At 45.7% G+C, this 16712-nt stretch carries 1 protein-coding gene; it reads right to left on the bottom strand.

Annotated elements, in window-relative coordinates:
- Nucleotides 1–97: 97 nt before the first annotated feature.
- On the bottom strand, nt 98–16699 hold the full coding sequence (locus MFF31_RS11525) for a non-ribosomal peptide synthetase (RefSeq protein ID WP_238188127.1): 16602 nt from the start codon (nt 16697–16699) through the stop codon (nt 98–100).
- Between the last annotated feature and the right edge of the window lie 13 nt (nt 16700–16712).

Here is a 16712-nt window from a genome sequence, read left to right as displayed (position 1 = left end):
AACCTCCTTAAAGTGGTTAACCTGGCGAATTGTTATGGCGGGAAGCCATTTCACTACTGATAGTCACAACATCCCGCCATTCCACATTCATTGCTACTTACCGTTTCATATTAGACAATGTAATTTCACCAATCATTTTTTCAATCCCATTAATTGATGTCATATCTTGCAAAATGTCACTATAGTCATTCGCCAACCTAACTATCGTTTCTTCAAGGAAAAGATCCCTTGCATACTCCACATTCAGAACGATCTCACCCGCACTCTCTACAGCCTCAAGCGTCATATCGAACTTGCTCACGCCCGGATCGAATGACAGAGGATCAAAGATCAAATCGCCCGCTTTCATTGCTGAGCGCTCCATGTTTTGCAATATAAACATTGTGTCAAACAATGGGTTGCGACTTTGATTGGTCACTAAACCCAATTCGTCAACGAGATCCTCAAACGGATATTCCTGATGCTCTAATGCTTGGAGCACTTCACCATGAAGCTCTGATACATACTCCCCTACGAGATGCTGCGCTTGCGGGCGTATTCGAAGGGCAACCGTATTAATAAACATACCGATTATTCCTTCAGCATCAATATGTCCTCGGCCTGCAACTGGCGTACCGATAACAATATCCTCTTGCCCGCTACACTTACCAAGGAGCAATGCATACGCTCCAAGCAATACGGTATAAAGCGTCGTCCCGCGTTCCCTCGCTAATTTATTCGCAGCAGCAGTCAGCTCCGCACTAAGCTTGAACCTATATTTGCCTCCCGCGTAGCTAGGTGTAGCAGGTCTAATCTTATCTGTTGGCAGCTCTAGAACAGGAAGTTGGCCTGAGAAAACTTCCTTCCAATAGCGTTGGTGAGTTGCATACTCTTCGCCGCTCAGTCGCACCTCCTGCCAAGCAGCATAATCCCGATATTGCACTCGTAATCCAGAAAGCTCACTTTTGCTATACAGCTGCTTTAGCTCATGCATTAATACGCTGACAGATACACCATCCGTAATAATGTGATGCATATCCAGCAGCAACAGATGATGTTCATCATCAAGTGGTAATAGCTGTGCTCTGAGTAGCGGCCCCTCTCCCAAATCAAATGGTTGAATAAATCGGGTCATCAGCTTTGAGACCGTCTCATCTATCCCCTTCTCGGAATACAGTAGCTTAGCCGTCATCTTTGCCCAAACATTGCCTTCAAGCTTAAACTCAAAGGGCGCAACAATACGTTGACGGAATTCGCCATCTTCATAGTGGAATGTCGTACGCAACGTTTCGTGCCTATCAATTAAGCCGATAAAAGCTTTTTCAAGTCGGACAATGTCCAACCTTCCTTGAAGAGATATCGCAAATGGCACATGATACATTGTCGCTTCACCCGAAATCATGCCCAGTACATATTGTCTTTTCTGCGAACGAGACATTGGATAATAATCCCGGTCCTCGAGGCGAGGAATCGCTTCATGCGTACGTGTTTCTTTGCTATCAATTACTCGGGCTAGCTCTTCCAGCGTAGGGTGTAGAAACAGCTCTCTAAGAGGAAGCTGTACCCCAAATTTCTCCTGAACTCTACTCACTAAAGCAGCAGCTTTGAGAGAATGACCGCCAAGCTCGAAGAAATGATCCTCCGCGCCAATCCCTTTAATAGAAAGGAGCTCTTGCCAAAGCAATGAAAGCTTGTATTCGGTCACATTTCTCGGAGCGATAAATTGATGCTCACTACGCTCTGCTACCTGCGGCTTAGGCAACGCTTTTCGATCAATTTTCCCTGTTGGTGTAAGCGGAATGGCATCCAGTTCCATCATATAAGTTGGAATCATAAAGGACGGAAGCATACTTCCCAAATAGTGTCGCAGCTCAGAAGCTAACGTTTCCGAAGTACCCGCATGATCAACAACGTTAGGCTCTAGTACTAGCTCGACGCTTGCAGCTATTTCACCATATGACGCTTCTTCTCGCTCAGAACGCACAACCACATACGCACATAATGCAAATTCGTCATCCGCTTCCTTAAGCGCTATTACTACCGCCTCTTTCACCCTGTTATGCCGTGCCAACTGTTGCTCGATTTCACCGATCTCAATACGATGCCCACGTATTTTCACTTGGTGGTCGCGTCTCCCAACGTATTGAAACTGTCCATTCGCAAGCCTGCGCCCAAGGTCACCTGTTCGATACATCCGCTCTCCATTTCGGAATGGATTCGGTACGAACGCTCCTTCATTCCATTCTGGATGTCCAAGATATCCACGTCCTACACCCGCACCGCCGATACAAATCTCACCAATAACTCCTTCAGGCTGCAGTGCAATATTACTGCCTAGGACAATCATGCTAGCACCCGCTATCGGTGTACCAATCGTAATAGGTTCGCCATGTGACACTTCGCAAATTGATGTCCACACTGTCGTCTCTGTCGGACCATATAAATTAAATATTCGTGCATCAGTAGCCTCTTTCAATCGATCAAGGAGCTGTACAGTTAAAGGCTCAGCTCCAATCATTAAAATGCTGAGCGATTTCATTGCACTTGCTTGGCCAACCTGGGCCACCCACCACTTAAAGCGTGATGGTGTAATTTGCAGAACATCAACCTCGTGATTTTCTAATAACTCTTGAAGTAAGAAAGCATCGTTTCGTTCCTCTTCTCCTGCGAGCACAATTCGCATACCTATCGATAGAGGCAACAGGCTCTCCACAATAAAGATATCGAAGGATACGGTTGCCATTGCTAGAATACTTTGTCCGCTAATGAATGGTATCCGATCACGGAAACCTCTCACAAAACTTGCGAGTCCGCGATGTTCGATCATCGCACCTTTTGGTCTGCCCGTTGAGCCAGATGTATACAGCACATAAGCAAGCTGGTTCGGTTCTATTACTTGTTCTAGATTAAAGCTGCGTGCATCATACATGTCGGAATCATCCAAATACCATTCCTGAACAGCGTTTTGAACACGTCTCGCATATTTCCGCTCTGTTAGAAGGAGCGACTCCCCGCAATCTTCCAACATCCAGACGATTCTTTCCTCTGGGTATGAAGGATCAATGGCAACATACGCCCCGCCCGCTTTCAAAATACTTAGAATACCGACAATAAGCTTTGGCGAGCGATCAGCCATTAGTGCAACGATACATTCAGATCCGACACCTTTATCTCGCAGCGTATGGGCGAGCCTATTGGCTTGCTCATTCAATTCCCGATATGTCAACGTTTCTGCCATGAACTGGATCGCTATCGCAGCCGGATTACACTCCGCTTGTTGCTCAATTTCGTGGAGCAAACTCACCCAATCTGATTCGCTCGTCGAATGTTCCAAGGAAGCAAGCAGCGTGTTCTTTTCCAACTCATCTAGCACTTCCAGCTGGTTAAGACTGCGCTCCATACAACCTGCCTCTGACATACCCCTTATCAGCGCACAATAATGCTTCGCCATTTTCTCCGCTGTTTCTTCTTCAAATAAGGATGTCGCATACTCCAGACTAAGATCGATTTGCTCTCCGTTTTCTACTGCTTCAAGCGTTAGGTCGAACTTACTGACACCTTGCTCAAATGGTTTCAACTGGAAGGTCAGTTCACCAACCTGTGACGTAGAACGCTCCATATTTTGCAAAATAAACATCGTATCGAATAACGGATTACGACTGTGATCTTGTGGAATATTTAGTTTTTCCACCAAATCCTCAAACGGGAACTCCTGATGCTCTAGAGCTTTCAATACTTCTTCATGCATCGCCGAAATGAATCCGCCCACGCTTTGTGATGATACAGGACGACTGCGAACCGCCACTGTATTAATGAACATGCCGATCAAGCCTTGAACATCATGATGAGCACGTCCTGCCACTGGCGTTCCTATGACAATGTCCTCTTGACCGCTATACTTACTGAGCAGAGTCGCATAAGCCGTGAGCAAAATGGTATATAGCGTAGTCCCTTTCTCTCTGGCCAACTTCCTTATTCGATTGGACAGCTCCGCATCCAGCTTGAAGTTATATTTCTTCCCTTCGTAGTTCAACATCCCCGGACGTGGTTTATCCGTAGGCAACTCAAGTACCGGCAGCTCACCTGCAAATGTCTCCAGCCAGTGGCGCTCATGCTTCGCATAAGTGTCACTCATAAGACGTTTCTCCTGCCACACTGCGTAATCGCGATACTGTACCGATAACTGCGGCAGACGATTGCCCATATACAACTCTGACAACTCCCGCACCAACAGACCTACAGATACACCATCCGTTACAATATGATGCATATCCAGTAGCAGTAGATGACACTCATCAGACAGCTCAATACATGTTGCTCTCATTAATGGCAGCTTTTCGAGATCGAACGGTCTTAGGAATTGTTCCATCATTTGTCCGATTCGTTCTTCGATCGTTGCACCCTTCAACAGACTTTCCTGCCTAATAGCCAGCTCGAACGATGTATCCGAGTGAACTCGCTGGCAGAAGTCGTCGTTAACGAAATGGAAAGTTGTTCGTAAACTTTCATGTCGTTCGATTAAAGATCGGAAAGCTCCTTCTAACCTTGCAGTATCAAGTGCACCTCTTATTTCTAATGCAAACGGTACATTATAAAGAGTCGCTTCTTCAGCAATTAATCCCATTACATATTGCCTTCTCTGAGCACGAGACATCGGATAGTACTCAAGATTCGGCTGACGCGGGATAGGTTCGTATTTCTCTAACTTGTCCCCGTCTATGATCCGGGCAAAAGAGGCTAGAGTTGGATTTAGAAATATTTCCTTCAACGGAATTTGCAGCCCAAACTCCTCTTGTATGCGGCTGATCATAGATGCCGCCTTAAGCGAATGTCCACCTAACTCAAAGAAATTGTCGCTTGCTCCGACTGCATCTTTTTGTAGTAAATGCTGCCATATTAGAGCTAACTTAACCTCAGTCTCGCCGGCTGGGGCAATATATTCTCTGCCGCCACTTTCCGATTGATCCGGTTTAGGCAGAGCTCTGCGATCTACTTTTCCAGTAGGTGTAAGTGGAATCGCACCGATCGTTAAAATGTAGGCAGGAATCATATATGTTGGCAAACCAGCACTTAAAAATTGGCGAAGCTCAGAAATCTGCAACGGGAACTCTGAATTCACTACGATATATGCACAAAGTGTGTAGTCCCCATCATTTTCCTTCATAGCTGTAACAACCGTTTCCTTCACATTTGCGTGCCGGAGCAGCTGTTGTTCCACTTCTCCAATCTCAATGCGATGTCCACGTATTTTCACTTGGTGGTCTCGCCGTCCAACGTATTGAAATTGTCCATTCGCAAGAAAACGTCCAAGGTCACCAGTTCGATACATCCGCTCGTCAGCACGGAATGGGTTTGGAACAAACGCCCCTTCATCCCATTCTGGGTGTCCGAGGTAGCCCCGACCTACGCCCGCTCCACCAATACAAATTTCACCTATAGCACCCTTCGGCTGCAATGCAAGATTATGGTTTAAAATAACCATCCCTGCACCTGCTATCGGTGTACCGATCGTTATGTTTTGACCATCTGTCACTTCACAGATTGAAGTCCACACTGTCGTCTCTGTCGGGCCATAGAGGTTAAATATCCGTGCATTGGTTGCCTCTCGCAATCTACCAAGAAGCTGCTCAGTTAGTGGTTCAGCACCAATCATTAGTATGCTGAGCGGTTTTAAAACCTCTGTTTCGCCAACTTGCGCCATCCACCATTTGAATCGTGATGGTGTAATCTGCAACACATCAACCTTTTGTTTCTCAATTAAACGTTGCAGTAAGATAGCATCATTTCGTTCTTCTTCATCAGCAAGTACTACTCGCATCCCGATTGATAGCGGGAGCAAGCTCTCCACAATAAAGATATCGAATGATACAGTTGCCATGGCTAGAATGCTTTGCCCGCCATCGAATGGTATCCGATTGCGGAAACCTTTCACGAAGCTTGCAAGCCCGCGATGTTCGATCATCGCACCTTTTGGTCTTCCCGTTGAACCGGAAGTATAGAGCACATATGCCAGCTGCTCTTGTGCTATTTCAAGATCAGGATTAGTGCTGCGAACATCATACATATCGGAATCATCCAAATACCATTCCTGAACAGCAGTACGAATTCGCCCGCTATATCTCCGCTCCGTTAGAACGAGTTGCTCTCCGCAGTCTTCCAGCATCCAGCCTATTCTTTCCTCTGGATAAGAAGGATCAATGGCGACATATGCCGCTCCCGCTTTCAAAATACCAACAATACCAACGATTAGCTGCGGTGAACGATCAGCCATTAGCGCTACGATGCGGTCTGGTCCAACACCACGACCAAGCAGCGTATGAGCAAGACGGTTAGCTCGCTCATTTAATTCGCTATACGACACCGCTTCCTCACCGAATTGAATGGCTACAGCAGCTGGTGTTTGCGCGGCTTGACGCTCAATCTCTTCCAAAATGCTTATCCAACGGGATTGCTCTGCGGCGCAGCTTCCAACATCGAACGAAGCAAGCAGCTCTTGCTGTTCATGTTCACCTAAGAGCTCCAACTGACCAATTGTCGTCTCCGTACCTCGGACACTCGTAATCTCCCGTACAATAGTGCAATAATGCTGTACCATCTGGCGTACAGTCTCCTCATTGAATAACGAAGCAGCATATTCCAAACTAACTTCAATTTGTCCTCCGTTATCGACTGCTTCGAGAGTTAAGTCAAACTTGCTGACACCTGGCTCAAACGGCTGCGGTTCGAAGGTCAAGTCCCCTGCTTCTAGAACGGAACGGTCCATATTTTGCAAAATAAACATCGTATCGAACAACGGATTCCGGCTTTGATCCTGAGCGATATCAAGCTTCTCCACCAGATCCTCAAATGGATAATGCTGATGCTCTAGTCCCTTCAATACGACATCATTTAGTTCAGTTAAATAGTCACCAACTCGCTGCTCTGCGGCTGGATAACTTCGAATAGCAACTGTATTTACGAACATGCCGATTAAACCTTCAACATCAACATGACTTCGTCCAGCTACTGGTGTGCCCACAACAATGTCCTCTTGACCACTATACTTAGCGAGTAAAACATTAAACGCTGCTAACAATACGGTATAAAGTGTTACCCCTTGCTCCCGAGCCAATGTTTGAGCGTTCCTTGTTAGCTCAGCATCAAGCGTAAAAGGGATTCTTTTCCCTTCGTAGCTCTGTACAACTGGTCGCGAACGATCCGTTGGAAGCTCCAACACGGGAAGTTCTCCCGCAAATGCAGTTAGCCAATAGGCTTCATCTGCTTCGTAAACATTCCCGTTTAGACGGCCTTCCTGCCAAATCGCGTAATCTCGATATTGTACTCGAAGCTCAGGGAGCTCATTTCCGCTATATAGCTGTGAAAGCTCCTTCACTAACACGCTAACGGATACACCATCCGTAACAATATGGTGCATGTCGAGCAGCAACAAGTGATGCTCTTCCTCAAGTGGTATAAGCCCTGCTCTTAGAAGCGGCGATCTCTCTAGATCGAACGGCTTCATAAACTGCCCCATCCACTCACTCGTTAGCACTTCTGTCCCTTTCGTAACAGCCGATTGTTGCCAATCGACCCTTACTTGTTCAAGTGTTGAATCCACTATGCTATTTTCCAGCGTAAACACTGCTTCTGCGTGAACACACTGCCTGAATTGGCCCTCGGCAAAATGGAACGTCGTACGCAAGCTCTCATGTCTTACGACTAATGATTGAATTGCTTTCTCCAACTTCACGACATTTAGCTTACCGCGGATATGCAAGGCAAAGGGAACATGGTACATCGTTGTATTCCCAGCAATCATTCCAAGCATATACTGCCTTCTCTGAGCCCGAGACATCGGATAATACGGTGCTTCTGCATGCCTCGGAATAGGTTGATGCTTCTCTACATGTTCGGAGCTAATTAATGCTGCGATTCCTTCCACTGTTGGATGCTGAAACATTTCTCGCAGCGGCACATTGACACCAAATTGCGCTTGTAGCTTATTAACTAGAGCTGCTGCCTTCAAGGAATGACCGCCAAGCTCGAAGAAGTTATCCCTCACCCCAATATGCTGCACTTGAAGCAGCTCTTCCCAGAGGATAGCAACACTTTGCTCCGTTTCATTTCGTGGTGCTATATGTTGCTCTTTGCTCCGTTCGACAGGCTGCGGTTTTGGCAGTGCCTTACGATCTACCTTACCCGTAGGTGTTAGTGGGATCGCATCGAGCGACATCAAATAAGCTGGGATCATATACGCCGGGAGACTTGCACCTAAATAGTGACGCAAATTAGATATCAGCGCAGTTGAATCCCCACTCACTACGATATATGCACACAACGCATATTCACCGTCAGCTTCTTTGGCAGCTACAACAAGGGCTTCACTCACTTGCTCATGACGCACCAGTTGCTGTTCTATATCACCGATTTCAATACGGTGTCCCCGTATTTTCACCTGATGATCGCGGCGCCCAACGTATTGGAACTCTCCATTAGCGAGTCTGCGTCCAAGGTCACCTGTTCGATACAACCGTTCACCGTCTTTGAATGGGTTTGTCACAAATGCCCCTTCATTCCACTCTGGATGACCTAAATAACCTCGTCCGACACCCGCCCCTCCAATTGCTATTTCTCCAACTATGCCTATAGGCTGCATTCGTAGATCATCACTTAGAATGACCATTCCCGCACCCGCAATAGGCGTTCCGATTGTGATGTCCTCACCGGTAGTAACTTCACATATCGATGTCCACACGGTCGTCTCTGTTGGACCATATAAGTTAAAGATTCGTGCAGCTGTCACCTCGCGCAATCGTTCAAGCAATTGCACAGTAAGCGGCTCCGCTCCGATCATTAATACACTTAATGATCTCAAAGTATCCGTCTGTCCGACTTGCGCCATCCACCACTTGAAACGTGATGGTGTAATTTGTAGAACATCAACCTTATGCCGTTCTATCAATAGTTGCAGTAAGTAAGCATCATTTCGTTCATCTTCACCAGCGAGCACAATTCTCATGCCTAATGACAGCGGCAGCAAACTTTCTACAATGAAAATATCAAAGGAAACAGTCGCCATCGCCAATACACCTTGGCCCTCAGCAAATGGTATTCGCTGAGCGAATCCTTTTACGAAGCTTGCAAGTCCACGATGCTCAATCATCGCACCCTTCGGTCTTCCGGTTGAACCAGATGTGTACAACACATAAGCAAGATGGTCTGGTTCATTTATTAATTTTGGATTAGTGCGTAAATCATCGTATAAATTCGCATCATCCAAGTACCATTCCTGGACGGCACCTGGAACTTGTCCTGCATATTTCCGTTCAGTTAAAAGAAGATGCTCCCCACAATCGTCCAGCATCCATCCGATTCGTTCCTTCGGGTAAGATGGATCAATTGCGACATAAGCTCCACCAGCCTTCAAAATACCGAGAATACCAACCAGTAAAAGCGGTGAACGATCCGCTATCAGCGCAACGATTCGTTCAGGGCCGACACCTCGATTACGAAGAGTATGGGCCAATGCGTTCGCCCGCTCATTTAGTTCACGATAACTCAACGTTTCAAAACCGTATAAAACCGCTACAGCATTTGGCATTTTGACAGCTTGCTGCTCGATTTCCTCCACAATGCTCCTCCATTGTAGTTGTCCAGTTGTTTCAGTAGTATTATTGCTCGTTACTCCTGTAACGTTGTTCGGTTCGACTATACTAATCATTTCTGTTGCTGTAATGTCGCTGCTATTGGTTTCATTATTCGTAATGCCCGTTATCGGACTCTTATTCTCGAATGCTGCAAGCAATAACTGGCGTTCGCTCGCATCTAGCAGCTCAATCTCGCCGATTGTTCCATCAGCACCTCGATCCCCTGCCATCTCCATCACGATTGTGCAATAATGCCCTGCCATCCTCTCAATCGTCTCTTCATGGAACAAGCTTGTCGCATATTCTAAGCTAAGCGAAATTCCGTCCTCGACTTCCACTGCTTCCAGCGTCAAATCGAATTTACTGACTCCTGGCTCGAATGACAGCGGCTCCAACGTTAACTCACCCGCAACTAATGCAGTGCTCTCCATATTTTGCAATATGAACATTGTATCGAATAATGGGTTGCGGCTTTGATCCTGTTCCAAGCCTAGTCGTTCCACGAGCACTTCTAGCGGATAATCCTGATGCTCTAATGCGCTAAGTACAGTAGCTTGTAGGTCCTTCACATATTGACCAACTGCAAGCTTTCTTTGCGGACGACTCCGAATGGCGACCGTATTGATGAACATACCGATTAGACCTTCAAGATCGACATGGGACCGACCAGCAACAGGTGTTCCAATGATGACATCCTCTTGTCCGCTATATTTACTAAGCAATATTGCATATGCACCAAGTAAGACGGAATAGATCGTCGATCCTTGCTCCTTAGCTAAACGATAAGCGCTCTCTGTCAGCCCTTTATCTATCGTAAACGTGTATCTTCTTCCCTCGAAGCTCTGTACTAATGGGCGGGGTTTATCTATTGGCAATTCAAGCATGGGCAATTCGCCATCAAACGTACTAAGCCAATGATGCTCATGCGCTGCCAACAGTTCCCCGCCAAGGCGCTCTTCTTGCCAAACTGCGAAATCTCGATATTGCACTCTCAGCTCAGGCAACTTGCCTCCGCTATACAGCTCAATAAGCTCTCGAACAAGTACACCCATAGATACTCCATCCGTTACGATATGGTGCATATCCACGAGCAGTATGTGTCGCTGCTCTTCCAGCTCCAATAAACCAGCACGCATTAGCGGTAAACTTCCCAATTCAAACGGGCGAATAAAACTAGACATCATTACATCCGCTAATCCATGGACTGTTCCTGCCTCAGAACTAGAAACCCATCTTGAAGATGTCATTTCATCTAATGAACATATTTCAAACTTGAACTGACCTCGTTTATGAATGACTTGCTGAAATCCATCATTCTGGTAATGGAATGTTGTACGTATACTCTCGTGCCGATTAATCAGCTCATTAAATGCTTTTTCTAGTCTAGCCACATCCAGCTTACCTTGAATTTGCAGTGTAAACGGAACGTGATACATCGTCGCTGCACCAGAAAGTAGTTGCAATACATATTGACGTCTTTGGGCACGAGACATCGGATAATAATCTCGTTCCTCTTGCCGTTCAATGAAACGAAGAGTTTTCAGTGAGGAAACACTCTCATCTTCTTCTGTATTACTTTTGGTCGCACTAACAATCCATGCTGCAATTTCTGCTACTGTTGGATGCCCAAATACAACTCTAAGCGGCAGCTCAATTCCAAACTTCTCTTCGATTCTTCCAGCAAGAACAGCCCCCTTTAATGAATGACCTCCGAGCTCAAAAAAATCATCGAAAGCTCCAACGTATTCGATGCCAAGTACATCCATCATCACTGCTGCAACATCTGACTCCAGCTTCGTCCGCGGTGCTATTGAATCCCCACTTAATCTCATCTGCTGGGAAGGTTCTGGCAGTGCTTTGCGGTCAACCTTTCCATTTGGGGTCAATGGAATTTCTTCTATCGGAATAAAGTAGGACGGAATCATATAATCTGGCAACTTATTTTTCAAAAAGCTCTTTAGTTCATGTCGCTCGACAAAGCGATTCGTAACGATATAAGCACAAATCTCCTTTTCACCCGAGTTATTCTCATGAGCTATAACAACCGCAGAATCAACGGCTTCATGCCTTTGAAGCTGCGTTCCTATTTCTCCTAGCTCAATCCGAATGCCCCGAATTTTCACTTGATGATCCATCCGCCCTAAATACATGGCATTGCCATCAGGCAACCATTTGGCAAGATCGCCAGTTCGATACATCGTACGACCAGGCTGCAACGGATGCTCTACAAACTTCGATGCTGTGAGCTCAGGTTTATTGAGATAGCCGAGTGCCAAGCCGTTTCCAGAAATACAAAGCTCACCAGGTGCTCCAAGCGGTGCAGGTTTATCACCGTAACCCAAAATATGAATATCTACGCCATGCATCGGTCCACCAATCGGTACGTTAACCCCTATCGGAGCACCAGAACGATACAAATACATATTCGAGCACACCGTTGCTTCTGTTGGACCATATCCATTTACAATTTGTATAGCTGGATTCAATCGAACAAACATCTCAAGCGTCTCGTCCCTAATTGGTTCAACACCTACGAGCATTTTGTTAAGACGTAAATTATTACCCGCATTTCTTAAAGCATCTGCTACTTCCTTCAGTAGCATTGGCGGCAGATAAGCAGATGTAATACCTTCCTCCACGATGACAGAAGCGAGCTTTCTAGCATCCAGCAATTGCGGCTCTGGATATAGAACGACACACGCTCCAAACATTAACGGCATAAATAATTCACTTACGCTAACATCAAATGCTATGTTAGTTAAGCTCAAGCATCGATCATGCTCATCATATTTCCCATCGTAAAATTCTCTTAATGAATAACCGAAGTTAAAGAAACTGCGATGCGGCACCATAACTCCTTTTGGTTCACCTGTCGATCCAGATGTGTAAATTACGTACATCAAATCGTCAGGAGAGGAATTTACTACAACATTGTTAATCTCATTTCCTTCAAGATAACCATCATCGGTTAACAAAATCTGTTGAAGTGATGATGCCGAATCGATGTCTGCTTGGAAGCGATCAGTAAGCAACAATAATGCTCCGCTATCCGCCAACATATATTGAATACGCTCCTGCGGGTAATTAGGATCGATAGGCATGTATGCTCCGCCCGCTTTCATAATTGCAAGCATACCTGTCAGCATTGGAATAGATCGTTCCGCCAGCAAGCCAATAATGGAGTGCCGTACTGCTCCACTGTCCTGCAACTTACGGGCGAGTATGTTCACATGCTCATTGAGCTCTCGGTAGGAAACTGACTGACCTCTGCAACTTACAGCTACTGCATCCGGAACTCGCTTCACTTGCTCCTCAAAGCAATGATGAATGCTCTTTGGTTCAGGAAATGAAGCTTCACGGCTTCCAAATTCATATAAAAGCTGATCATAATCTTCAGAAGAGAATATCTCACTTTCACCAAGCGTTTGCTCGGGATTGATCGTCACATTTTTAAGTAATGAAATATAATGCTCTACTATCTTTTGCACCGTCTTTAATTGGAAAAGATCCGTACAATATTCGACTACAAGTCTAATACTGCCATCGGATTGCTCAACGGCTTGAATCATCAAATCATATTTGGCTGTACCATGAGGAAATCTTTCATGTCTATACGTTAATGCTTGTCCAGAATAATCAGGAATGTGCAAATTTTGCATAATAAACATCGTATCAAAGAGCGGATTGCGACTTAAATCACGTCTATCCATATGCAATGCAAGCTCTTCAAACGGATAGTCCGCATTTTCGTAAGCTCTAAGCGCCGTTTCTTTCACTTCCGCGAGAAATTGAAGATACGGCTTATTTACTTCAGGATAGCTTCGAAGCACTAGCGTGCCGACAAACATTCCGACTAGTGACTCTACTTCCCGATTAACACGACCACTAATCGGTGTGCCTACAGCAATGTCTTCACTTCCGGTATATTTTGCAAGTAACGTGTAATAAGCAGATAGCAGCACCATAAATAAAGTAGACTCATTTGATTGCGCAAGACTACGAATGGAATCGCCCAGTTCAGCATCTATATAAAGATCGAACGTATCACCGTGGTTGCTCTTAATTGGTGGACGCGGAAAGTCGGCAGGGAGCTCCAATACAGGCCATTCTCCTTTGCATTGCTGGTGCCAATATTGCTTCTGTAACTCCATTTGCTCCGTTAGCAGTTGATCCCCTTGCCAAGCCGCAAAATCTCTATATTGCAACTGAAGCGGCTGGAGCGTTTCTCCACGATATAACATGATGAGCTCATGAAGAAGAATACCTGCCGACATCCCGTCGGAGACAATATGATGCATATCCAAATAGAGGACGTGCTTCGTCTTATGTATTGTAAGTAAAGCTGCTCGAAGCAATGGTGCCACATGGAGATCAAACGGTGTGTACAAGCTCTGCAACATCTCTTGTATATTTTCCTCTGCAATCTCTATCCTAATAAGCTTTATATCTGCCTTCTGACTTATAAACTGTCGGATTTCACCTTCTACTACAGTGAAAGAAGTACGAAGCATTTCATGCCTCTCTACTAAAGCATGTATGACTTCTTCTAACCTTTCAGCATTAATTTCCCCCTCTATATGCAACAATTCAGGCAAGTTATAGCTTTTATCTCCTGGAAAAGCTTGTTGTTGTAAATACATGCGCCGCTGCGGAGAAGAAATTGTATAATGAGCCTGCTCCTCAATGGCTGGAATGACAACAATGTCTTTACCTTTTGACTCCCCGCCTTCTACTCGCCGTTTCTCTATGACATGGGCAAACTGACGAAGCGTCGATTGTGCGAGAAGATCGAGCACCTCTACCCGAACTTTCCATCGCTCGCTCAACAGATTAACGATTCGGAGTGCAAGAATGGAGTCGCCGCCAAGCCCATAAAAATTCGATGTGCTATAGAGCTCCTTATAACCAAGCAGCTCACCCCATGTATCGGCAACACTTTGCTCTACTTCTGACCGACAATCGTCCAATAGCAACACGTTACTACTGGTTGTAGCGACTGCCGCCTTGATCCCAAGCCTACTTGTCCAGCTTGCGAATGCTGCTTGCATCTCACTACGCAGCTCAGCCTGAAGTTCATCTCCAACATTGCCATTTAACAACATCTCTTCTAATACGGATAATGGCGTTCCAAATGAAAGAGTAGTCTGCGACGCAGATTCTTCAACCCAGCATGAATAATGATCGAACATATAAACAGGAAGCGGAGTTCTTCTTCGTACTTCTCTACTGTAAAGCTGCCTCCAATCCACCTTCGCACCAAACACATAATGCTTCGCTAAATGTAGAGATGCTTCATAGGCCACTTCTCCGCTATACGCTGCTTTATCAAGGAATTCAGACATCATTCCATCATCCGCTGCACTTGGAATCATTCCTGCATCTTCTCCGAAAAACACATTCGTTGCAGTTGACCCTTGCAGCTGATCTACATCAAGATTTCTCAACATGTTTTGAAGCTCATTCATGCTACTAATAACGACAGCTAGACGATAGCGATAATGACCACGTCCCGTCGCTGCCGTATAACACATATCTCTCAAATTCGACTGATCTGCATGGTCTATTAGCCACTCTTTGTAGGCTGATAGAGAGCGTTGCAATGCTGATTTGCTTTGGGCAGACAAAATAAATATAGCTGTTTCTTTCCTTTTTATTATGCTATCAGAATTACTATATTCCGCATCCTGGCTCTCACTCGCCCAATCGTCGCTGCTAGCTACAGTTGCTGGTGCTTCTTCGAGAATGATATGACAATTCGTTCCGCTCATCCCAAAAGCACTTATTCCACATCTGCGGGGACCGTCCTCATTGCTCCAATCCGTCAACGTATTGTTGACATACACGGGCGATTCGATAAATGAGATTTTGCGATTAGGATTACGATAATGCAGCGTTGGAGGAAGTTGCTTGTTCATAAGAGAAAGAACACCCTTCAACAAACCGACGATACCAGCGGCATGATCCAGGTGACCAATATTGCTTTTGACGGAGCCAATGGCACAAAACTGCTTTTTGTCGGTATAGCGGCTGAACGCCCTTGTAATACCATCTATTTCAATAGGATCTCCTAAGGAGGTTCCTGTTCCATGCGCCTCTAAGTACGTGATCGTCTCTGGATCAATACCAGCATCCTCCCAAGCACGTACGATGACATCTTCCTGCGCCAATGCATTAGGCGCAGTAATGCCGACGGAACTGCCATCTTGATTCATAGCACTCCCTTTAATGACACCATAAACATAATCCCCATCCTGCAAAGCCTTCGAAAGTGGCTTGAGCAATAGAGCAACAACACCATCTCCGATTCCTGTTCCATCCGAGGAATCATCGAACGTCTTCGCACGGTTATCGCTAGATTCGATGCCTAACCTGATACCGATATCGATAGGAAGCAAATTCAACTTCACACTACCCGCAATTGCAGCATCACATTCACCACTGCGAATAGATTGGCAAGCTAGATGAACCGCTACAAGCGAGGAAGAACATGCTGTATCAACGCTAATAGCTGGACCGCGCAGGTTCAATAAATAGGAGATGCGACTTGCAATCATCGAGCTTAAATTACCCGGCGCAGCCATAGCTAACGCCCCAGGATTAACGGTTTCAATTATTCGTTTATAATCATGCAATGCATCAGCATTATGACCGATAAACACGCCCGTTCTAGATCCATGAAGAGCTTCCCCTCCATAACCGCCATCCTCCAGCGCATTCCAAGCCGTCTGAAGGAACAATCGTTGGTTTGGACTCATTAAAGAAGCTTCTTTCGGTGACAAGCGAAAAAAAGAATAATCAAAGGAGGAGATATCCTCCAAATATGCACCATCGAATATAGAGATCGTTTCATGCATTTGCTTCAACCTGCGCAAATAAGGCTCGAGCTCTCGTTGCCGAGTTTCTGGAAACGTATCTACGCAGTCCACACCTTCACGCAGCAATTTCCAAAATTGCTCCTGTGTGTCCGACTTTGGAAGCTTCGCGGAAATGCCGACGATTGCGATTTCATGTTGAGCGGTTTCCATAACTCCGCCGCTAACCTTTTCCGATTCACGTTCCTCATCTTTAGACTCCAACAAATCCAATTGAAACATGCCGCTTACCCCT

Source organism: Paenibacillus sp. L3-i20 (assembly GCF_022180385.2).
In the GTDB taxonomy this organism is placed as follows: Bacteria; Bacillota; Bacilli; order Paenibacillales; family Paenibacillaceae; genus Pristimantibacillus.
The sequence above is the reverse complement of the archived record's forward strand: the minus strand, read 5'-3'. Positions and strand labels throughout refer to the sequence as shown.